The sequence below is a fragment of the Paenibacillus sp. FSL H8-0261 genome, from assembly GCF_045040645.1.
Classification (GTDB): domain Bacteria; phylum Bacillota; class Bacilli; order Paenibacillales; family Paenibacillaceae; genus Paenibacillus_AQ.
The window spans coordinates 2,531,980-2,555,238 of sequence record NZ_CP150297.1 but is presented as its reverse complement, the minus strand read 5'-3'; the positions used below and the strand labels follow the sequence as shown (position 1 = coordinate 2,555,238).

Below are 23,259 nucleotides of genomic sequence, written 5' to 3'. Positions count from 1 at the left end.
TATACCCTGTAATATTTAGCGTTTCTATGATTGATTATTCAAAATTCGCAAACTTAATACTTTGCTTATGCTTACGTCTATTCTGATCATTCCACGAGAGAACGACTTCCAGTTCTTTTGCCCCACTCTTTATAAAAAATTGACTAAAGCTAACCGTCTCATTCGGTCTCATATCATAGCTAAATGGATCAGCTAAGATGATTTGTTCCTGATTAGCGTCTTGTACTGGTCGATACAACTCAAAGGTTACATCTATCGTATCTTCACTCAAATTTGTGACTAATAGCTCGTAGCTCTTATATTTTTCCGGCTGTGGCGAAGGCAGTTTACTTTTATGGAGCTCCACTGCCCATTTGGTTGTTTCACTCTTTACAGGTAGCATACTTTTAACCGCATAAATACTAGAGCCACCAGTAATCATCAAACACAGAACTAGCAGCGTCAGCACAAACCTTCTATTCAATGCTCATATCTCCTCGCTATAGGTATGCGTTTAAGATTCACGAACACTGATTTTTTATGCATTTTTCGGCAAAAAAAAGTACTCGAATCTAAATTCGAGCACTTCATACACATATTATTTAATTAAAATAGATAAAGCACTTTTAGAGCCTAAACGGAACGATAAATCATCCTTACCCTGCAATTTCACAGCTACATTCTCAGCCTTTTCACTATCGTTGAACAGAACAACCGCAATAGAGTGATCTGTATTCTTAAAAGCTACGGAACGAATCACTTCTTGATTAGTGGAAGCGTCAATACGTACAGCCTTAGGGCGAATGAATTTGCTGAAGTGTGCCAGTGCATAGTAGTCCAGTGTATACGTAAGTTCCTTAGTCTCTTGGTTGACCGTCACAATACCGCGACAAGTACTTTTACCGAATCCCGGGACAGTTGGACCGTTCTTCTCATCTAAGGCCATATTCCACAAGACAAAGGATTTACTATGGTTTCTAAGAATATCAATCCCTGTTCTCATTACATTCGAGAAAGCTTGTTCAAACGGAGGAATCCATTCGCCACCAGAACCTTCTGTAAAATGTACTTCTTTATCTGCAAAAGCCTTCAGAACCTCTGATTGTGCTGACGCATTCCCACCATACCAGTGCCAAGCTACACCGTCTACTTCATCTTTTGCATAATCCAGCACGGTTAGTGGATAATCCGGACGATCCCAGTTGTGGTCATAGCAGAGAATTTTTGTGTTAATGTTATGTTTCACGAAGCTGGACTTCAGATAGTTTTTAATAAAATCTCTTTGCGCCTCTGGCAACATTAACATACTAGGATAGTGCTTTGGTTCAAAAAGAGGCTCGTTCTGCGGGGTTACCGCATAAGTTGGCAGACCGTGCTTTTCAAATGCTTGAATGTATCGTACAAAATAATCGGCATAAGCCTGGTAATATTCTTGTTTAAGTTCACCGGCGATCATCGATCCGCTAGTCTTCATCCAGCCTGGTGCACTCCAAGGCGAAGCCATCAGCTTGATCTCAGGGTTAAGTTCCAGTGCTTGTTGTAACAAAGGGATAATATCAGCTTCATCATGTGCGATGGAGAAATGAGTTAATTCTGTATCGGTTTCCTGAGCAGGCATATCGTCATAGCTATAAATATCTCTAGCATAATCCGATGCTCCCATTGGATTTCTTAATACGGACAAGCCAATTCCATCTTGGGAATCAAAAAGCTTGCTCATGACTTCTTTTTTCTGTTCATTATTCAGGACTTGGTTAATCAAGTAGGCGGATGAATCCGTAAAGGATGCCCCAAAGCCATCCATTTCCTGAAAGGTTTGATTCTCATCGAGGTTTACAGTAGTGACCGGCTCATCTGAAGCCATTGGAGTCAATTGTTCTAGCGTTTGCTCTACGAACAATTCGTTTTCCCCTGTAGATTGATAAATTTTAAGTTTTGTCATGTTGTTTCCCTCCACTTTTCTATATATTTTGCTATGTTTCTGTATGATAAGGCCCCGGTAAAGGGGCCCCATCCAGCCTTTTACTTATTTAAGACCTAATTTTTCTTTGTTGCTCTTCATTTTTTCAGTGCGAATTTCTGCGATCTTATCCCAGTTGTTATCCTTCAAGAATGATTTGTAAGCAGCCAAGGTGCTATCAAATGTTGCTTCATCCTTAGCACGAATCATACTCACAAGCGTAGTGTTCCAATTTGTATCGATTGCAGATAGACTACGAGCTTCAGGCGTTCCTTGAGCCGGGTTGATATTTTCAAGAATAAAGTGTGGTTTCAGCTTACCTTTACCCCACTCTTGCATTTGTTTAATAGAATCTGCGAATGCGTCATTACTTAGAGCTTTATCGCGGTCATGTCCAAAGAACATAAATTCGCCCATCCGGTAATCCTTTTTAAATTTATCGGCATTATTCAATTGAAGATCTTTGATTTCAGGTAAAAATTCAATTTTACCCGCTTCGTTAACCTTATAGGTCTCCCCTTCAATACCATAGTTCATAAGCTTTTGTCCTTCTTCACTCAATAGATAAGTGTAGATCTGAATCGCTTTGGCAGGGTCCTTAGCCTTTTTAGTGACATAGGTGATCATCCAGCCTGTAATTCCTGACTGATTCAACGTTGGCTCATGTCCAACTGTGCTTTGCGGTCCATCAATAGCGATATATTCTTTGTCTGGATTTTCTGTCATGAAGATTTGCAGGTTACCACTTTGTTGAGGTGTTCCATCGAGCATCAGCGTTGCATATTTACCGGATTTCAATTTTTCTTCAAAAGCCGTCCCGTCATCTGCAAAGCTGTCATCGCTGATGTCACCATTTCTGTAGACTTCATTTAGTGTTTTCAACCAAGTCAGATAATCCTCATCTAGGTTACGGTTGTAGAATTCACCATTTTCGGTTTCCATCGGTACGCCGATGAAATCCTGAAGAACATCTCCCAAAGAACCAGTGCCTGTGCCAATAGAGTTAAAACCAAAAGGAATCATTGCCGGGAATTGCTTTTTGATTTGCTGCATAACACTCTTGAATTCTTCAGGAGTTCCAATGGTTGGTTTTCCTATCGCTTCGTAAACATCCTTGCGGATTACAAATGCCGTTTTAGCAGGAATGTTACCGCTGTCAAAATCGTTTTGCGTATTAGAATAGTTAGGATAGCCATAAGTCTTACCGTCTGCTAATTGGAACCAGTTCATCGTATCTTTTGCTGCTACTTTATTGAAATAAGGATCATATTTATCCGCCAGATCATTCAAAGGCAATGCCCAAGTTGCGGCTTTTTGTACCACTGGTGAGTTCGAATCAAAGATAGTCAACATATCCGGCATTTCGCCACCGGCAAAAATAGTATTTAACTTCGTGTCGTCCCCAGTAATGAATTTAATATTGATGTTCAGGTCCTCTTTAATCTTTTTAGTAACGAGGTCCTTACCAAAGTCTGTGTTCCACCAATCCGCATTTACATACCAAGTGAGATCCGTTGTTTCTTCTTTTTTATCAAGCTTCCAAGCTGGTGTTTCTGGGTCAATTGTATATCGCCCTTCAATGGAGCTTAATTCTTTGCTGGAGTTATCAGAACTACCCTTCGATCCACAACCCGTAAATACCAATACAACAGCCATAAGCGCAGTACAAAGTTTGAGTCCTTTTTTCCCAAATGCTTTGTTCATCCCTTGTTTCCCCCTAAAAAAGTTTTGGTAGTAACGGAAGTGTAGATCTGATAGTACAAGCTACACTTCCGATGGATCATTTCGTACATAAGTGTTTGTTATAAAATCCCTCCAATCTTTCTATTCTTTCACCGCCCCCATCATCATTCCTGAAATAAAGTACCTCTGTAATATTGGATACATCACAACAATCGGCAAAGTTGTAATGACAATTGTTGCTAGTTGAACCCCTTTAGTAGTAGTTTCGATAATCGCAGATCCGCCGACATTTTGCATGGATTGCGTTTGCGACTGAACGATAATTTCATAGAGCTTCATCTGCAGCGGATACAGTGCTTGATCGGTAATGTATAATTTGGTAGTCATAAAGTCATTCCACTGCCCAACCCCGTTAAATAACGCGATCGTAGCCATAGCCGGCATGGAAAGAGGGATAAAAATCTTCAGGAATATACGCCAGTCACCTGCACCATCGATTTTGGCCGACTCTTCAAGTGAATCCGGTACGTTTCTAAAGAAGTTCATTAGAATAACTACGTCATAATAACTGAACAAGGCTGGGATAATATAAACCCAAAAGCTGTTCAATAGACCGAGTGATTTAATCAATAAATACGTTGGAATCATACCACCTGAGAAGAACATGGTGATTACACCCATGGCAACGTATAGCTTGCGGCCACGTATGTATTTTTTACTCAAGCCATAACCGATCATCGCGCAAAAGAATACGTGGGTAATGACACCGATGAACGTTTTGGCAATGGAGACTAGAAAGGCTAATCCTATCGTCTCGTCATTAAATACTGCGCGGTAATTCTCTAAGGAGAAATCAGTAGACCAGAATATAAATCCACCTTCCGCGAGCGCTTTACCTGAGCTTAAGGAGGATATGACCACATTCCATAAAGGAACAACGATAATTACAGTACAGATACAGAGTAAAATAATATTTATAGTGTTAAAGATTCGACTGTCGAGATCTTCTTTAGCTACCGTACGATTCACAAAAATGCCTCCTTCTACAGAACTGATTGATTATCATTTAATTTGCTGGACACTTTGTTGGCACTAATCAGTAGGATCACAGAAACAATGGAGACACCTAAACCAACAGCAGTAGCATAAGAGAAGTCACCTTGCGTCATACCCATACGATACACATAAGAATTGATTACCTCTGCTTTGGCACGGTTCTGAGAATTCATCAAGACCAAGGTTTGATCCAGATTCGATCCTAATAAACCGCTTACAGTCAGAATCAGATTTAAACTGATAATTGGCTTCATATTAGGTAGGGTAATATTCCAAATTTGTCTCATACGACTTGCCCCATCTATTTTGGCAGCTTCATAATAAGTAGGATCAATTTTGGACATGATGGCTAAGTATAAAATTGTTCCCCAACCTGCCTCTTTCCAAATATCCGATAACGTTGCAATCCACCAATACTTGTTCGCATCAAGCAAGATATTTACCGGTTTCGAAATGATCCCCAAATTGAGCAGGATTTCGTTAAACATACCGGAGGAAGAGAACCAAGCAATCAACATCCCGCCCAGAACGATCCAGGACAAAAAGTGTGGTAAATAAGAGATTGTCTGTACTATTTTCTTAAAGCGTCCACCGCTTAATTCATAAATCATGACGGATAGAATAATTGGAATAACAAAACCTATAGCTAATTTCAGAAAGCTGATCCCCAAGGTATTGACTACAGCATCCCAAAAATATTTGTCTGATAAAATAATTCTGAAATTATCAAGCCCCACCCATGGTGCAGAATCGAGCGTGTCTATTACGGTGTAGCTCTTAAAAGCAATCGTTAATCCGTAAATAGGAATGAAACAAAAGATAATCATAAAAATGATTCCCGGGATGACCATGGACTGAATCTCCCATTGCCTCTTATAATCAATCACAAATTCTTTGACCCTCTGTCCCATAGGCTTCTTACTGTTCATTGGATTCTTCCCGTTCACTGGCACTACGGCTAATTTATCCACGTTTTTCTTCTCCCCTCCAAATCATGATCCCCATAACAATAAAAACGTTTTTATTTCTTTTTAAAAAAAACCTCCTAAAAGCAATAAAATTATCAAGCAAAAACGCCTTCAGTGTCCTTATCAGGACGATATGCGTTTAAGCGAGAAATATAAGATATAAAGTATAGGTGTAAACTTATACTTTCTTATATTTAAAAAATGATCGGATACTATCTTGTTGCCCTTCTTGAAAGCGTTAGTACCGATCAATCTTCACTTGAGTAGAACCACGTACAATTAGTTCACCTGGCAATTTCATCATTTCGCCCTGTTCCTTCTTCTGAATCATGCGAACCAGGTGATTTATGGATAGAATACCTTGTCTCGCAATTTGATTTCTTACCGTCGTTAATGGCGGTGAGAAATACTGCGCGATATCAATATCGTCAAACCCCATAACGCTTATATCCAACGGGACTTCATATCCATTCGATTTCAAAGCTTGAATACATCCAATGGCGCTCAAATCATTCCCCGCTAAAAAAGCATCAGGCATTTTTTCAGGGCTTAAATGAACTAGAGACTTTATAGCGTTATAGGTGCTCTCTTCCTCAAAATATCCTTGGATAATATACTCTTCGTTCGTAGGAAGCTGATATTGACGCAAGGCGGCCAAGTATCCTTCTTTCCGCTGAACACTGTCATACATCTCATCTACACCAGATATGTAAGCAATTTTCTTGTGTCCCAGACTGATTAAATATTTAGTTGCTTCGTAAGCAGATTCAAACGAATTAAAGATTACGCTTCCCATCGTTTCATTCTTAAGTGGTCGATCCAGAAACACAGCCTTGATCTTGTCTTTTACCATTGCGGCAATTTCTTCTTCATCTATTCTCAGCTCTTCGTAGATAATGACACCATCCACACGTCGGCCTAGAATATTGCTCATAATTACTTGTTTATCCTTTGTAACAAATACATTTAAACCATAACCTAACCGATCACATTCACGAGACATGGACTCCACCAGCTTATAGAAGTACGGGCCCGCTACACTTGTCGTGAAAAAACCTAGCATTTTAGTTTTTCCGTTTCTTAAGAGCTTACCATTTAGGTTTGGAACATAATTTAATTGCTTCGCGACCTTAAGCACATGTGATTTGGTCTCCGGATTTAATACATCAACGTCATTTAGTGCGTTGGAAACTGTAGAAATGGACACTCCAGCCTCTCTAGCAACGTCTTTGATAGTTACCTTTTCCATAACGATTCAATCTTCCTTTACAAATAAAAACGTTTTTATAAATTTAAATTATCATAAAAACGTTTTCATTACAATATGTTTTTTTTATTTTTATTAATTCTCTATTTCGTATCATTCACAATATCTGATTAGCAGATTCCCCGAGATCCTGATAATTTAATCTGCAGGCAGTTCGTAGACAGTGAGCAATACTTATATGTCCCTCCATCCACACGTCTCATTTTAGAGTTAATCAGGCCTGCTTTTTGTAGCTTGGCAACATGGGTGCTAACCATCGCACTACTTATATAGAGCTCGGCAGCCAGTTCTTTAATATGCATCTCTTTTCGGTCTAGTAGTTCGATAATCCTTAACCTGACTTCACTTGCAAGTGCTTCATAGACTCGAAGCGATTCTGTATCTGTAGTTAAGTGCATTTTATTGTCTCCTATGCCTTTGAATTAGTATTTTTATGTATTCACAAATCAATTTCTTAGTTAACAATAATATTAATCATTAATTTAACATAAGCGAGATAAGTATGGATGCAGTGTAGCTACTACCTGTGATTATATTCAAGCTAAGAAAAAGAGCAAGAAGAAAATTAGAGTTCGAAGATGTATACCCACTAGAAGAACACTGGTCGTGGCTGCTGTCTCATTACATTACTAAAACATGTGAACCGTGTAAAGATGGTCTGCGTCGGCCAGCTATTAATGATATTGCACCTATCATAACCGAGAATACCCTAGAATGTGATCGTCTGTGGGTGAACAGCTATACAACCGGACATAAACGCCCCTTTGAACCTTTTTAACACTAAGGATTCAGAGGGGCGTTTTTAGTTTTTATTTTATTCTAAAAATCGTTACGGATTGTTTAGGGAACTCATAAGAAAAACTGCTGCCCATCGTCGTAAAATTGGTTTGCTTAGGGGAGACAAACTCTTTATTCTCGAAGTTATTTTCATCCTCAAGCTGGTATCCCGACAGTTCATATACTTCGATGGACAAATTCTTTTCTGCCAACTCTTCTAAAATAATTTCAGCAGAAACGCTGTTCTCTTGTACATTCACTGTCTTTAGAATGATATCTCCTGTGGAATCCTCCACACTTGCTGTGTAATACAGCGGTTCGATGACCGGAAGTTTGTCCTCCGTCTCATTGATCAGCTCTCCGTTAATATAAGTACGAATATGTCTGTCTGATACTTCTAGCTTCAGATCGTATTCTACGTCTGTTTCAACTGTAAACATAGAATGTGTAAGCACAGAGTTTCTCCCGTTAATAATTGATGCCACAATGGAATCCTGATTCTGCCAGCCACCTAGTTCCCAATACAAATGATTCTGATCATCTGCTTTACCAAAATAGAACACAAACCCTTTATTCCCTGCGGTTCTAGTAGCCTTAAAATTCAAGGTATAGCTCTCCCACTCCGTCTCTCCAAGCTCTAGTGTTCGTTTGGCCGTTCCGTTCTGAGCAGGATCAGGCAGGTTTGATACTTCTTCTGACAACTCAGAATACGTCTTCACTTCTCCCGTAACATTGTTGACCAGTGTGATTTCTGAATATCGAGCAGCGGATGCATCCACACCCAAGCTAATCGCTCCTGTGATCGCTTCAGCTTTGCGTTCCTCAGGTACTGTGAAGCCGTTCGCTTTTATCTCCAGTAGCTGATCTCCCTGATGGTTCATGAATAGCTTTTGAACATAGTAGTTCGCAGTTCCGTACACTTCATGATTATTAAACCAGATTAGATCCGGCTTCCAGTTGATATAATCCACATTGCAGAGCATAGGAGCATAACATGCCAAACCAACCGCATGAGCGTTGTTCTGAAGTCCCGTCATAAAAGCCGCTTCCACTAATGCGTTATAATAGGTATTGCCCCATGAAGCATATTCACCTAAGAACACTTTCGGTTCGTCGGCCTTAAAGTCATCATAACGATGATGATTCGCCAGGAACCATTCAGGTGTACAGTAATAATGCTCGTCTACAAGATCAGACTTATTCTCTTTTGCAGATGTCCAGCCCCGCTCATATTCCTTACCAGCAGAGAATGGACCGCTCGAATTAATGACCTTAATATCCGGATATTTCTCTTTAATGGCTTGATGAAAGTATGGATATCTCTCGAAAAAGGGTGCACCTACCTCTTCATTGCCGATGCCGATATACTCTAGCCCAAAAGGTTCCGGGTGACCAAGGTTCGCACGTATCCTTCCCCACTTCGATGAAATGTCCCCATTAGCAAATTCAATCAAATCCAGTGCATCCTCAACCCAGGGCATTAATTCATCCAGTGGCACCATACGTTTATGATGCGGATCGTAGCCGCCCGGAAGAACGGGAATCGGCTTAGCTCCAATATCCTCACAGAATTGAAAATATTCAAAGTATCCTAACCCAAGCGTCTGATTGTAGGACCAGTTATTCCGCCTTGCCGGCCTTTGTGCCACATCCCCAATTGTATTCTTCCATCTGTACATAGAATCTCTGTCATCTTGATTTAAGGAACCGTCATGTACCAGACAACCTCCCGGAAACCGCATGAATTTAGGCTTTAAGTCGGCGAGCAACAGTGAAATATCTTCACGCATGCCCCCAGGTCTATTCATAAAGGTCTTCTCCGGAAACAGAGAAACCATGTCCAGATATACCCTGCCGCTGCCTTTGGTAACGATTACAAGACGTGAACTAGTATCTGTAGCCTTAGACTTAATAACTGCTTCGTATCGAGTCCATTCGGAGTGATTCACAGCGATTTCCGCTTCACCATGAATGATACCATTTGTACTTTCTATGGTTACGATAAGGGGTACGTCAAAGCTTGTCTCCCGACGAGCATATACCGAGAACTTATAATTCTCGCCCTCTTTTACTGGAATACCACTATTGAATCCCAGATTCATCAACCCAACGCCGTCACCTTCAGCCACAATATCAATGGCTACGTAATGTGGATTACGATCATTCAAGGGCTCGCTATCTTCCACGGTGATTACGGTTTTCCCATCTCCACGTTCTATATGCTCCCAAGCCATTAACGCATGATAATCGGTCCGATCGATCGGATCAAATTCAAAGGATCGATTCTGAACTAGCTCAGCATAAAGTCCACCATCTGCCGCATGATTTAAATCCTCAAAGAAGATTCCAAATAAATCACCTAATGCTGCACCACGCTTCTGTGTATGTATTGTCAGAGTTCCTTCTGTCTTCAATCTTTCATCACTCCCTTGTAAAATTCAGTTTAGTTTATATTTATATTACTTAGTTCATATCTATATGAATCATTATAGTGAGTTCACTTCACATTCGTCAATTCAGATGCTTTGAATGTACAACAAAAAAGCCGATATCGTATGAGAATCCATACAACATCGGCCTTTATAACACAGGTCCATTTATACATACTCATTTATTTGGCAGTCATTTGCCCTACTAAGAACTCAACAAAATCAGTTGATTTGTTCTTATCTTCACCTTCTCCAAACACCCCAATGATCATCTTCCGTGAATGAATTGGAAGGTCTGTAGCAAATTTCGTATCTGTGATATCTACGCCTGTGATCCATTCTTCACCGTTCTCCGTATTTTTTATACGTTTCAAACGAATATCATCTAAAGGAAGTCCCGCTGATTTAACAAACGGCTCTAGATTCTTAAGTCCCTGCTGTTGTCCAATCCAATCAAAAGTAGCATCATCCAAAATAAGAATATTCGGACGATCCGCCGCCAGCATCGCCATCGCGCGCTGGATATAAGTCATGTCTAACGCGCCTCCACCTTCTCCACCTGTTGAGGGAAGGTATACGACTTCCGTCTTTACCCGCTTCCAAGCTGGATAACGATTGACGATCTCTTGTTTAAGCTCTTCATCCTTACCTGATGGATCTTGAGATTCATAGTTTCCTAGGAACATGATAGTTACATCCACTGGCGGGAGTGAAGCTTCATATTTTTTGGCTTGATATTGATTATAAAGAGCGTTACCTCCAAAGATTAGCACTAACAGCACAACGATAGATACAAATGTATGGACTTTATATAGCCTAAAAAAATTCTCCGATTTACGCGCTATGCCGGAAAATGCTCCCCATTTCTCTAGCCGCTTGTCCTCTGCCTCCTGAATTTCCTGCTGATCTAAGCCGTCTAAGATCGCTTTGTAAGCCAGAAATTCTTCTTCATAGGCTGCAGCCTCAGTTTCTGAGGAATTTGATTTACGGCGTTTCAAATGCAAATCAAACTTTTTATTCAGTTCCTCCCGGGTAATGTCTACAGGCAAGTCCAAACGTTCGTATGCCTCTTTTAACTTCTCATTCAAATTGATGACTCCTTCCTGATGCTTAGCTAGATATCTGATCGTAAATTTGGTTCTATGTATTGAATTAGATTGGACATACACATATTGCAAAAAAATGAGCGGATTCGTGAAAAATACAATATATGAACTCAATTAAACTATATCATGGAGTGCTAGACGCTAACAAGTAAGCGTTTATCATAGGGCTTAGAGGCATTCTCTATTACACTAGTCCAAACCATGCAGCTGTTTAAATTGCTCTGGACTCATTCCAGTCAACCGCTTAAACACTAGACAAAAGTAGCTGGCATTTTCGAAGCCCACTAACTGAGCAATTTCATACATTTTTTTATCTCGTTCATTGAACATTAGCTGTTTACTCAAGTTTATACGTTGCTTGTTGATATAGGTTACAGGTCGATCATGAATTGTTTTTTGAAAAAGCCTGCATAAATACTGTGGCGACACTGCAATAACCTCCGCAAGTTCCTTTAATGGGAGGGTCCTATGAAGATTCCTTTCTATATGTCGCAACACCGGTTTAATTCGCTCCAATTCAAGAGCCTCGTTTAGAGGAGAAACTAGATTTCTTTTTAAATCCAGCAGCAGCGCGTATAGTTGTTTGGATCGTTCCAGATTCGTTTCCAGTTCATTACTATCTGACAAGTTGAGCATTTCTTTTAAAGGATTTAGCCACTTATCCTCCTTCAACCTTGCAGGGCCTGATTCGCGGATTCCTGCGTACAGCAGCATTTGACCGGCCTCTCTACCATTAAATGAAATCCATGACAGCTTCCACTTACTGCTGATTGGCGCATACGAATGCGTAATATTCGGGAACAAAAAGAATACATCCCCTGAACCCACAATATATCGTTTCTCCTGAATGACAAGTTCGCCTTTGCCTTCGTGAATCTGATGTATTTGGTAATCCGGAAATCCGGTAGGACGTAAGGTTTCTGCCTGATGCTCCCAAAATCCAATGGTTGTAGCATACAGCGGCAGCATATTCGTATCTTCCGTTTGGCAAAAGATTATTTTACTCTCCATCTGATCACTCGTTTCATATTTTGTTATATTGGATGAAAAATCTTTTATATCTCTTACCATTACTCCAATTTATAATATGAATATAATAACATCACTATTATAAAGGAGATTTACTCATGCGAGCAAAATTTGTTTACCAGCCTCCTGCAAACGGTTATCCAGAATGGAATAATAATCCGGAAATCTTCGAACTAAATCGCTTGGATGCACATGCTTCCATGATCCCTTATAGCAATCTAACGCAAGCCCTGGTGGGAGATAAAGAAACCTCGCCATACTACAAAACGCTTAATGGTATTTGGAAGTTCTCTTTTTCCGAAACACCTGATCTACGGGTCGTGGATTTTTATAAAGCTGATTTCGATTGCAGCAATTGGGCTACGATTCCTGTACCTTCTCACTGGCAATTCCATGGCTATGATTACCCGCAATATACGAATGTCCGATATCCTTGGGCGGAATCTGAACCTGATCTCAAGCCCCCCTTTGCTCCCACAAAATATAATCCCGTAGGCTCGTACATCCGAACCTTTACTGTACCTGAATCTTGGAACGATCAGCCTGTATACCTTAGCTTTCAGGGGGTTGAATCCGCTTTCTATGTATGGGTAAACGGAGAACGGGTCGGTTACTGTGAAGACACCTTTACACCTTCCGAGTTCGATATTACCCCTTATTTAATTGCTGGTGATAATAAACTAGCTGTCGAGGTCTATCGTTGGTGTGATGCCAGTTGGCTGGAGGATCAAGATTTTTGGCGGCTTAGCGGTATTTTCCGGGAGGTCTATCTGTGCACGGCCCCTTCTGTTCATGTTGCTGATTTTTTCGTTAAAACCGAGCTAGATGAAGCTTTCGTACATGCGGATTTAAACGTAGACATCAAAGTAGAGAATTATTTTAACGAGAAACTAAACCCTTATACACTCCAAATGCAGCTATACAATAAAGAGGAACAGCCTGTATGGGAGGCTCCAATATCTACGTTTACTTCCTTTGATCAAGAGGGCGTTCATCATTTCAAGCTTTCTGAGCATGTAGAAGATCCTTATAAGTGGAGTGCTGAGACACCGTATCTGTATACATTGGTTCTCTCCATGATTGACGATAAAGGGAACATTACTGAAACCGTCAGCTGTAAGGTTGGATTCCGCACCTTTGAGATCATAGACGGACTTATGAAGATCAACGGCAAAAGAATCGTACTTAAAGGCGTTAACCGGCACGAGTTCTCTTGTGACACAGGACGTGCGCTATCCAAAGACGACATGATCCGAGATATCAAACTGATGAAAACACATAATATTAATGCGGTTCGGACCTCTCACTACCCGAATCAGTCTGTTTGGTATGAGCTTTGTGATGAATATGGACTTTACGTAATCGATGAAACCAATCTGGAAACTCACGGTACTTGGCAGTATGGGCAACAAGGTATACATGAGGGAAATGTACCTGCTAGCAAACCGGAATGGCGGGCCAATGTGATTGACCGTTGCAACTCCATGATGCAAAGAGACAAGAACCATCCTTCGGTTATCATCTGGTCACTGGGGAATGAGTCCTACGGTGGTGATAATTTTATCGCCATGCATGACTATCTCAGAGAAGCTGACCCCACACGACCTGTTCATTATGAAGGGATCTTCCATTGCAGAGAGTCAGAAGCAGCTAGTGATATAGAATCGACTATGTATGCTAAACCGCACGATGTTGAAAAATATGCGCTAAGTCATCCTCAGAAGCCTTACATCATCTGCGAATACAGCCATGCTATGGGGAATTCTTGCGGTGGCTTACACCTATACACCGATATGTTTGACAAGTACGATGTATTTCAAGGTGCATTTATTTGGGATTGGGTGGATCAGGCTATCCGAACCAAAACATCCGAAGGTGTCCCATATTTAGCATATGGCGGTGACTTTGGTGAGTCGCCACATGATGGAAACTTTAGCGGAAACGGATTACTTTTTGCCGATCGTTCGGTTACTCCAAAGCTATTTGAGGTCAAAAAATGCTATCAAAATATTAAAGTAACTGCTTTAAATATCCGTGAAGGTCTCTTTCAGATTCATAATAACTTTTTATTTACCGACATTGAACAGTACGAACTTAAATGGGAAGTTGCTTTAGACGGAGTAACTGCGCAAGAAGGTTTGATGCAAATCTCTGCTGCACAAGGAGAAATCGTTGAATGCACTATCCCTTACGAACTGATTTCACATAGAGGTGATCATGAAGCTATTCTGAATCTCTCCTTTATTCAGCGTTCAGAAACTTCATGGGCTGATGCTGACCACGAAATCGCTTGGGAACAGTTTATTCTGTCCCCGCGTATCGTGACAAAGGCTCCAAAGACAACAGATGGAACGTTACATGTGCAGGAACATGAAGGTGCATTGACCGTACAGGGTAGGAATTTCACTCTAAACTTTAATACAACAACTGGTGAGCTAAACTCATACCATGCTGCCGGTAAAGAACATCTGCTTGAGCCCGTAAGACCTAACTTCTGGAGAGCGGTCACGGATAATGATCTTGGCAATGGATTGCCAAAGCGCTGTGCAGTGTGGAAGCAGGCTTCTAATGAGCGGAATCTGTTGAGCATGGTATATAGAACTGAAGGAAATCTCTGTTTCGTTTCCACCACTTACCTTCTGCCAACGAATCCGTACTCCACCCTTCTGATTCAGTATGAGATTCGCCCTGACGGATCTTTAGAGATCCTGCAAGAACTGAATCCGGGTAGTAGCGATCTACCAGAAATTCCTGAGTTCGGAATGATGTTCGTGCTTGCTGGAAGACTCGATACCCTTTCATGGTACGGCCGTGGACCCCACGAGAATTATTGGGACAGACAAACCGGAGCACCACTTGGCCGCTATACGGGCAAAGTCAGTGACCAGTTCATCCCTTATCTCAGACCGCAGGAGTGCGGCAATAAGACGGATGTCAGATTTGCTTCGATTACAGATGGCAACGATGGATCAGGACTTTATTTTGATAGTGCAATCCCTATGGAGATTAATGCTCTGCCTTGGAAACCCGAGGAATTGGAAGCACATGATCACGTATATAAATTACCAGTCTCGAACAAAAGCGTACTAAGAGTCAACTACAAGCAAATGGGAGTTGGGGGTGACGATAGCTGGGGTGCACCAACCCACGAAGAGTTCACTCTGCCGGCTAATCGCCCATATGCATTCCGTTTCACCCTTTCTCTTCTCTAATTTCATCTATTAAAAAGGCCGTCTCTGGTTGGTTTCTACCAAACAAGACGGCCTTCTTCTATTTATTTCAGTACTACTGTTCCTTGTCTGAATTCCGAAGGACTCTGTCCAACATTTTTTTTGAACTGTTTGGAGAAATAATAAAGATCACTAAAACCGAGATCATGGGCAATCTCACCGACAGAACGTTGCGTGCTCCTCAATAGCTCCTTGGCCTTAGTTATCTTTTTTCTGGTTATATACTGAATGGGTGGAACTCCGATTTGCTGTTTAAATAGCCGAATAAAATAGTTGGGATGCATGTACGCAATCTCGGCAAGCTCGTGTATGGTGATATTTCGCTCGATATGAGCGTCTATGTACGTTAATATTTTCGTTAATTTTTCGATGGAGCTTAGATTTTTAAAGGTGATTTCGTCTACATCTATGTTCATAATAAAATAAGAAAATAACTCCATTAGCTTACTTTTGGCTAACAAATGAGCATACACCTTATCAGATTTCATATGACTCGTTAGGCTGCTGAATATCTCTTGGATTACATGAGGATCTACTTCTCTGCATACATGACTTAACTCTATCATATTGAATAGATTTATATCTCCGACTTTTGCGCTGAAATGGCACCAATACTTCTCAAAGGGTTGATCACTTATGCAAGAATAAGATTGATTAACTCCCTCAGGCATTAAAAAAAGCTGACCAGGCTTCGGATAATATTCCCGATCTCCAATCTTTAACCAACCCTCCCCATCGCAAATAAAATAAAATTTACTATAGTCTGGTGTATAGTCGAGATCTCTCCAGTCACGGCCACAAAGATTGTAATCAGCCATAAATAAATCAACCTTTAAATTGGATAAATAATTTGTAAGCAAAACATGGTTATCCATCCCTTACTCCGCCTTATCAGGTTAGTTTTGTACATCTAAAAGTTAATGTCCTACATTTTGTTTCCTACATCTAATCACTACAATGAAGGTAAGAAATAAGCGTTTGAAAGGATGAACACAACATGATGGATAAAAGCAAGTATTTAAAAGTGATCGACGATACCATTTCAAATGGAAGATTCAAAGACGATTGGGATTCACTAAGTCAATTTCAAGTACCGACGTGGTATGAGAAAGCCAAGTTTGGCATTTTCATTCATTGGGGTCTTTATTCGATTCCGGCCTTCGCTAGTGAATGGTATTCCCGAAACATGTATATACAGGGATCAAGCGAATATGAGCATCACATTGCTACTTATGGTGAACATAAAGATTTTGGCTATAAAGATTTCATCCCCTTGTTCAAGACTGAGCAGTTCAACGCTGAGGAATGGGCTAATCTCTTCAAATTATCTGGTGCCAAATACGTGATGCCTGTAGCAGAGCACCATGACGGCTTTCAAATGTATAAGAGCGCTTACTCCCACTATAACACATATGAGATGGGTCCCCAGCGGGATTTAGTTGGGGAAATGAAAGACGCTTTTGAGCAGCAGGGATTAGAGTTTTGTGTATCTTCCCATAGAGCTGAACACTGGTTCTTCCTGTCTCATGGCAAGGAATTTGATTCCGATATCCATGAACCGCTTGTATGTGGAGATTTCTATTGGCCATCTATGACGGAACCCGATCATCAGGATTTATTCGGCTCCCCACCCGATCAAGAATTTTTGGAGGATTGGTTAATTCGCTGCTGTGAGCTGGTGGACAATTATAAGCCGAAGGTTTTTTACTTTGATTGGTGGATTCATACAGCTGCCTTCAAACCCTATCTCAAAAAGTTCGCCGCTTATTATTACAATAAGGGAGATGAATGGGGGACTCCGGTTGCAATCAATTATAAGCATGATGCATTTATGTTCGGCTCAGCGGTACCAGATATTGAAAGAGGACTTTTCTCCGGACTTAAGCCTTATTTCTGGCAAACGGATACAGCTGTAGCCAAAAATTCATGGTGTTATACAACGGATAATGATTATAAGTCTGCCATGGAGATCATCAGAGATTTAGTAGATATCGTAAGTAAAAACGGCAATCTCCTGCTCAATATAGGACCTAAGGCAGACGGAAGCATCCCCGCTCAGGATCGGGAGATTCTTCTTGCCATTGGTGATTGGCTAAAAGTAAATGGTGAAGCGATCTATGATACGACCTACTGGCGCACCTTCGGTGAAGGTCCTACTAAGATCCTCGAAGGGCAGTTTACGGATGGAACCACAAAGATTTTCACTAGTGAAGATATCCGTTTTACAGTTAAAGGAAGTTGTCTTTATGCAACCGTTCTTGTATATCCAGAGAATGGGATCGTTCATATCCAATCTCTTAAAGAAAAGTCCACTCACTTCCATGGGATAATAAAAGATATCCATATCTTAGGATTTGATGAACGGCCTACTTGGGAAAGAACAGATGAGGCATTAACCATTTATACGTCCACTGTCCACAGTGAGGCTCCGGTTGTTTTACGGATTGAGTTAGATTAAGATAAAAAAAGTTTTCTCAGCAGTCCTAATGTAGTTACTCTACATTAGGACTTTTTTGAGCCACGTCAGAACAATAGGCTTGTACAAATCAAATAGCCTTAATGTGTTTTGTCCATTGAGTAAAAGGAGACTTTAATTTATGATAGTTTTCGTCGAGAATGATTATCATTATTGGTGATCGCTACATATTTTAGGGAGGCAATATTATATGAATAAGGTAAGACAACCGTTCGCCGTATTATGTGTACTCTTTCTGATGACCACATTACTACTCGCCTGCGGAAACTCAGGAGAACAACCAGCCAAGAACAATGCGTCGAACGCAGCCGGAAATAATACTTCAGCTACCACTGTACCTTCTCCAGAAACATCCGACAAGGGCACTAATGAAACTGCGGCAACTACTCGCTCCTACACGGATTACATAGGCCATACCGTAGAAATACCTGTTAACCCGAAGCGCGTGATTTATTCAGGAGAAACCTATGGTGATCTACTCGCACTTGGTGTGCAAGCGGTAGGATATCCACTTTCCATGGGTGAGGGTCAGGTTTTTGAAGATCAGCTACAAGGTGTCGAAGATGTAGGGTTCCCTATCAATCTGGAAAAGACGCTGGAACTTCAGCCTGATTTGATTATCTATGCAGGAACTGATGAAGCTGATTTCGAGCAGCTGTCCAAAATCGCACCCACGATAATATTTGATACATTTGCCCCACTAAATGAACGGATGCTTGATATTGGTGGAATTCTTGGGAAAACGACCGAAGCCGAGGCATGGCTGGCTAAGTATAAAACGAGTGAAGATGCCATGTGGGAACAATTAAAGGCAGCGGGCATAAAAGAAGGAGAAACAGCTTCGGTCTTTACTTATTATCCTGGTGACAGACTATTTGTTATGGCGACGACCGGACTTTCGCAAGTCCTTTATGGAGAGAATGGCTTCAAGCCAACCCCAGTGATTCAGAAGGTGCTTGATGAAGGTATGGGATTCCAGGAAGTATCCATGGAAGTGCTTAAAGAATATGCCGGAGATCGGATTTTCATTCTAACCCCTGTGGCCGATGAAGCCAAGCAATCCACAGCTACTCTATTAAAGAGTCCGATCTGGAAAGGTCTCCCTGCCGTCAAGAACGGATATGTCTATACTCAAGATATTATGAAGACTTCAAGTGATGCAACAACAAGAGAATGGCTGCTCGGTGAACTCCCACAGCTTTTGAATATGAAATAATTTTCACCTTCATGAAGCGTTTGGCACTTAGCTGATAGAAAACTGCAAGAAGCATGTCAACAGCTGTTGATATGCTTCTTTATTTTATATACAATGAATTAATTGATAATGATTCTCACCAAATGAACGGAGGCTTCCTCTTGCTGCAAACATTACCCGTCGCTGCACCGCTCCGCTCGTTGCTGTTTCAGCTGACTGATGCGGAACTAAATATTCAACCGGCAGGCTCTTGCGCTAAGACTCTTACAACTCACTTTTATAGACTTCTAATATTCACTGGCGGAAGTGGACAGCTGATCCTTAGCGATCAAACCATAACACTGACTACAGATACATGTTATCTCCTATCTCCTGGAACTTCCTATAGCACGGACAATCAAGAGACGACTCTTTATTATTATCTCATCACTTTTACAGCAATTAATAACGCCGAGTTTCCCGAATATTATTCAGAGGAACTCCTTCCAGGTAGGCAGGAGCTAATTGTCCACCCGTTCACTAGGGTAATCCGCCTTGCTGAAGATCTCCTTATGAGCAAAAAAAATGCCGATGATGTGCATTTTTTTAAGCGCCAATTAAAATTCCAAGAATTGCTGCTCTTACTCTTTGAGCATAATTATCCTTCCGAGCAGGTGCCAAGTCCCGCGGATTCCGTGGAAAAGACCATCCAATATATGCAAGATCACTATACGGAGAGTATCACCGTGAAGCAACTGGCTGAGCTCGCAGGGATAACATTGTGGCAATATACTCCGATCTTTCAAAAGCTTACCGGAAAAAGACCGCTCGATTACCTGACCGAACTGCGCATTAACCATTCGAAGCGTTTCCTTCTGGAATCCGCTGAACCACTGCGTGAGATTGCTCGTCTGGTTGGCTTCTCCGATGAATATTATTTTAGTCGCCGGTTTCGTCAAAAGACTGGAATTACACCCGGACAATATGCGCATCAGCAAGGTCGGAAGCTTACTGTGAAAGACTGGACTGGCCATGAGGTGGATATTCCGGAGCGTCCAAAACGCATTGTGTACCATGGTGAGACGCTTGGCGATCTGCTCGCATTAGGTATAAAGCCTATCGGAGGAGATGAAGTCTTTGCATGGAACAGAGTCTATAAACATCGACTTAAAAAGCTCTCTAACGTTGGCTTTCCTCTGGATCCGAAGCTTACCGCTTCATTAAATCCTGACCTAATTATTATAGCTAATTCAGATGATAAGGCCTATCGAGCAGTCGTCGACATCGCCCCGACACTTACCTTTGATTCATTTGCTCCACTTGAACACCGTATGCGGACACTTGGAAGCTGGTTGGGTAAGCAGCACGAAGCAGAAGCATGGCTGGATTCATTCGCAGCAAAAAATGCTGCCATGTGGCAGCAGCTTTATATGAGTACTCTTCGACCTGGAGAAACAGCTTCTGCATTGATTTATGACCATGGAAATCATCTATATGCTATGGGAATGTCCGGTTTGTCTACTGCTCTCTATGCCCCTAACGGTTTACAGCCCACAGATGAGATCAAAGCGATTCTCGATGGAGAGTTAGGATTTGCAGAGGTCGATCCAGCAAGGCTGCCTTCCTACGCCGGTGATCATATCTTTATGCTTATTCCGGAACGTCAAGACTCGCGAGTTGCTATGGAGAAACTACTAGACAGCTCACTATGGAAGAATATACCCGCTGTACGTAAGGGGCAAGCTTATCTGCTTGACGGAAGCAAATGGAACTATGGAGATGCTTTAACACGTGAAAAGCTTCTAACCCTGTTGCCTAAGCTGCTTGGAGGAGGTTAATCAATCAGCTCTTTTAATAAAAATCCTGATCATGATGCTCAGAAGACTCAAGTGAAATAGAAGTCCCACCATAAAGTATGCAAGCACAATAAAACCACTAGAAGCTTCTATAACAAAAAATAACTTAGCAGGCCAATAGGTAGGAATCCACGCACCGATAAATTGCCATGGTGATGGAACAAAATAAGCTACGATTGGTCCTGCTATAAACAGACCACCGATCTTTGATAAAGCTAATCCTTCTACCTTATTTGCAGCGAAAGAAGCTAGGAATAATGCAAAACAAGGGGCTTCAAATGCTAATAGTAAAAGGATGTATATATGCTCTAATTGAAAGCTAGATAAGCCGGAGACTATAAAAAATAGCGATGAAAGAAATGTACAGAGTAGAGATGGAAGAACTAGACGATACACCATGTACCCTTTGCGCATTAATGGTGTAACCGCGTAATAAGAGATGACATTCTCATCTCTTTCATCAAGCATTAAAAGACCTGTCATCATACCGGTTAGCATGGGAAAGGTCATGACTAAGAAAATCGCAGCAAAGCTCCTATATTTATATAAATCGAAAGCATAACCGTTCGTAAGCCAATCGGCTATCATTGGAAATCCAAATCTTGAGACGACTAGAAGTGCTAAAGGAGCAAAGATGCCGACCATGAGCACTGGGTCCAAACCAGCATGCCGGATATCGCTTATAAAAAGCATACGATACTTCTTCATTTTCTTGCTCCTCCCTTACCTATGCGCATCATTACATGATTTTCGAAGGACATTTTTGCCCACACGTATATCACAACATTCCATAGCAGTAATATCGATATGGAGTAGATGTAATTGCCAAATGACATAGCCGAGGTTCCCGAACTCAACAAGCGAAGTGTTCCTTCCGTAGGAAGCCATAAAAAAAGTTTGGAGTTCCACACCTTAAAATAACCAAGCAATGGAAGTATAAAAGGCAATGCGAATACTTGTGATAGTAGAATGAAACCATTAATTGTCTGGCAACGAGCCACAACTCCAATCGACAATAGCGTCATAAAGCTTGACGTTAGAATGATTCCAGTAGAAAAGCCAAACGGGGATTGCGGAATCCCGCTTGCTATTACATGAATAACCCAAGCGGCTAACAGGGAGAGTACAGATAATGAGCCTGCTTTTGAAAGTAAATATTCTCTAACACGAATCGGAGTAACAAATAAAGGATCATGGATGCCCTGGTCTCTTTCCAGCAGCACAATCCCCCCTGCGAGAATAAGCCCTAAAGCACTCGGATCGCTAAAGGTCAATAACAACATCGTTTGTTCTCGATAATGATCAGGAATAAGATGCAGCAATACCAAATAAAACGCACAGATAATGACGTAGATCCAATAAAACCCATGCCGCCATTGAAACCGGATGTCAAAGGCAAACGCAGATCTGAATCTCATGTTAACTGCCTCCCAGTTACGTCAATAAATATTTGTTCCAAAGACGCCTCCTGCGAATGAATGGTTTCTATTGGATGTTCACGAACAAGCTTTAAGAAATATTCGTTCTCCCCTATATCATCAAGTGAGAATTCCTCATTTCTAACTTCATTATGATGGCGGTATTCCAGCCGCACTCGTTTTTTTCCATTTAGAAGCTTAAGCTCCCGAGGAGAATCAATCAACTTAATCTGACCATCTACAATAAAAGCGACCCTGTCGCAGAGCTCCTCAGCGGCTTGCATATTATGTGTTGTAATAATTACAGTTGTCCCATTTGCCTTTTTTTCCAGGATTAAATCCTTCATTCGTTTCGCATTAACGGGGTCGAGCCCGGAAGTGGGTTCATCCAGAAATAGAATTTGCGGGTTATTTAAGAGTGCTCTACAGAAATTCAGCCGCATCTTCATCCCCTTCGATAACTGGGAGACCTTCAAATTTGCAGCTTCAGTGAGATTTACTTGCTCCAGGAGAAACCTCGGTTCCGCTGTTCTCCCTGAATACAGAGACCGAAATAGCTGCAAATTTTCCAGCGCAGTAAACTTCGAATAGAAATTTGGAAACTCAAAAGCTACCCCTATTCGCTCAAAATACTCCGGTCCGGTATTTCTTATTTCCTTGCCCATTACGTTAACGCTGCCGAGATAATTTTTTAAGACTCCAATTAGTATTTTTTGTGTTGTGCTTTTACCCGCTCCCGAAGGACCGAGAAAACCAAACACTTCTCCTTGAGGTATGGAAAAGTTAAGTCCACTAAGGGTTGGCTCTTTTATTTTTGGGTAGGTAAAATGAAGCTCCTTCACTTCGATCAT

At 41.2% G+C, this 23,259-nt stretch carries 18 protein-coding genes; 4 read left to right on the top strand and 14 right to left on the bottom strand.

All coding sequences use genetic code 11. The annotated features are described in order from the left end of the window. Window positions 1–34: 34 nt before the first annotated feature. The 10 genes from MHI27_RS10955 to MHI27_RS10910 form a co-directional block, all read right to left on the bottom strand. Complete coding sequence (locus tag MHI27_RS10955; RefSeq protein ID WP_076283059.1) at window positions 35–463, bottom strand: hypothetical protein; 429 nt, start codon at window positions 461–463, stop codon at window positions 35–37. Between the two features lie 114 nt (window positions 464–577). After that, window positions 578–1,921 carry a glycoside hydrolase family 30 beta sandwich domain-containing protein gene (locus MHI27_RS10950; RefSeq protein WP_076283060.1) on the bottom strand — a complete coding sequence of 448 codons (1,344 nt, stop codon included), beginning with the start codon at window positions 1,919–1,921 and terminating at the stop codon, window positions 578–580. An 84-nt stretch (window positions 1,922–2,005) separates the two neighbouring features. Then, on the bottom strand, window positions 2,006–3,643 hold the full coding sequence (locus tag MHI27_RS10945; RefSeq protein WP_339247141.1) for a sugar ABC transporter substrate-binding protein: 1,638 nt from the start codon (window positions 3,641–3,643) through the stop codon (window positions 2,006–2,008). A gap of 120 nt (window positions 3,644–3,763) precedes the next feature. Beyond that, window positions 3,764–4,651 (bottom strand): carbohydrate ABC transporter permease, encoded by an 888-nt coding sequence (locus MHI27_RS10940; protein WP_042187049.1) that lies wholly within the window; start codon window positions 4,649–4,651, stop codon window positions 3,764–3,766. Window positions 4,652–4,665: 14 nt separating this feature from the next. Next, on the bottom strand, window positions 4,666–5,607 hold the full coding sequence (locus tag MHI27_RS10935) for a sugar ABC transporter permease (RefSeq protein ID WP_042193674.1): 942 nt from the start codon (window positions 5,605–5,607) through the stop codon (window positions 4,666–4,668). Between the two features lie 277 nt (window positions 5,608–5,884). Continuing rightward, on the bottom strand, window positions 5,885–6,895 hold the full coding sequence (locus tag MHI27_RS10930) for a LacI family DNA-binding transcriptional regulator (protein ID WP_042187045.1): 1,011 nt from the start codon (window positions 6,893–6,895) through the stop codon (window positions 5,885–5,887). Window positions 6,896–7,023: 128 nt separating this feature from the next. Then, window positions 7,024–7,311, bottom strand: a complete 288-nt coding sequence (locus MHI27_RS10925) for a transcriptional regulator (protein WP_081382732.1) — start codon at window positions 7,309–7,311, stop codon at window positions 7,024–7,026. A 411-nt stretch (window positions 7,312–7,722) separates the two neighbouring features. Beyond that, window positions 7,723–10,104, bottom strand: a complete 2,382-nt coding sequence (locus MHI27_RS10920; protein WP_076283062.1) for an alpha-L-arabinofuranosidase C-terminal domain-containing protein — start codon at window positions 10,102–10,104, stop codon at window positions 7,723–7,725. A gap of 197 nt (window positions 10,105–10,301) precedes the next feature. Next, window positions 10,302–11,207 carry a hypothetical protein gene (locus MHI27_RS10915; RefSeq protein WP_076283063.1) on the bottom strand — a complete coding sequence of 302 codons (906 nt, stop codon included), beginning with the start codon at window positions 11,205–11,207 and terminating at the stop codon, window positions 10,302–10,304. Window positions 11,208–11,414: 207 nt separating this feature from the next. After that, window positions 11,415–12,236 carry an AraC family transcriptional regulator gene (locus MHI27_RS10910; RefSeq protein WP_405176242.1) on the bottom strand — a complete coding sequence of 274 codons (822 nt, stop codon included), beginning with the start codon at window positions 12,234–12,236 and terminating at the stop codon, window positions 11,415–11,417. A gap of 116 nt (window positions 12,237–12,352) precedes the next feature. Here MHI27_RS10910 and MHI27_RS10905 point away from each other — a divergent pair, with 116 nt between their 5' ends. Then, a complete protein-coding gene (locus tag MHI27_RS10905) occupies window positions 12,353–15,466 on the top strand; it encodes a glycoside hydrolase family 2 TIM barrel-domain containing protein (RefSeq protein ID WP_405176241.1) in 3,114 nt (1,037 codons plus the stop codon). Window positions 15,467–15,528: 62 nt separating this feature from the next. Here MHI27_RS10905 and MHI27_RS10900 read toward each other — a convergent pair whose 3' ends face one another. Further along, window positions 15,529–16,359 (bottom strand): AraC family transcriptional regulator, encoded by an 831-nt coding sequence (locus MHI27_RS10900; protein WP_076283065.1) that lies wholly within the window; start codon window positions 16,357–16,359, stop codon window positions 15,529–15,531. A gap of 125 nt (window positions 16,360–16,484) precedes the next feature. On the opposite strand from MHI27_RS10900, the gene MHI27_RS10895 reads away from it, so the two are divergent. From MHI27_RS10895 to MHI27_RS10885, 3 genes are all read left to right on the top strand, one after another. Continuing rightward, window positions 16,485–17,942, top strand: coding sequence for an alpha-L-fucosidase (locus tag MHI27_RS10895; RefSeq protein ID WP_405176718.1), 1,458 nt, complete (start codon window positions 16,485–16,487; stop codon window positions 17,940–17,942). A 208-nt stretch (window positions 17,943–18,150) separates the two neighbouring features. Continuing rightward, entirely contained in the window at window positions 18,151–19,176 is a 1,026-nt protein-coding gene (locus tag MHI27_RS10890; RefSeq protein WP_405176240.1) for an ABC transporter substrate-binding protein, read from the top strand. 140 nt (window positions 19,177–19,316) lie between these two features. Next, window positions 19,317–20,972 carry a helix-turn-helix domain-containing protein gene (locus MHI27_RS10885; RefSeq protein ID WP_405176239.1) on the top strand — a complete coding sequence of 552 codons (1,656 nt, stop codon included), beginning with the start codon at window positions 19,317–19,319 and terminating at the stop codon, window positions 20,970–20,972. Here the strand turns inward: MHI27_RS10885 and MHI27_RS10880 are convergent, their stop codons facing one another. Genes MHI27_RS10880 through MHI27_RS10870 form a run of 3 tightly spaced genes read right to left on the bottom strand, consistent with a single transcriptional unit; the run spans window position 20,973 to window position 23,259 of the window. Further along, entirely contained in the window at window positions 20,973–21,698 is a 726-nt protein-coding gene (locus MHI27_RS10880) for a hypothetical protein (protein ID WP_405176238.1), read from the bottom strand. After that, window positions 21,695–22,408, bottom strand: a complete 714-nt coding sequence (locus MHI27_RS10875) for an ABC transporter permease (protein ID WP_076283068.1) — start codon at window positions 22,406–22,408, stop codon at window positions 21,695–21,697. The genes MHI27_RS10880 and MHI27_RS10875 overlap by 4 nt, the downstream gene beginning before the upstream one ends. Further along, complete coding sequence (locus MHI27_RS10870) at window positions 22,405–23,259, bottom strand: ABC transporter ATP-binding protein (RefSeq protein WP_042187029.1); 855 nt, start codon at window positions 23,257–23,259, stop codon at window positions 22,405–22,407. Before MHI27_RS10870 ends, MHI27_RS10875 begins: the two co-directional genes overlap by 4 nt.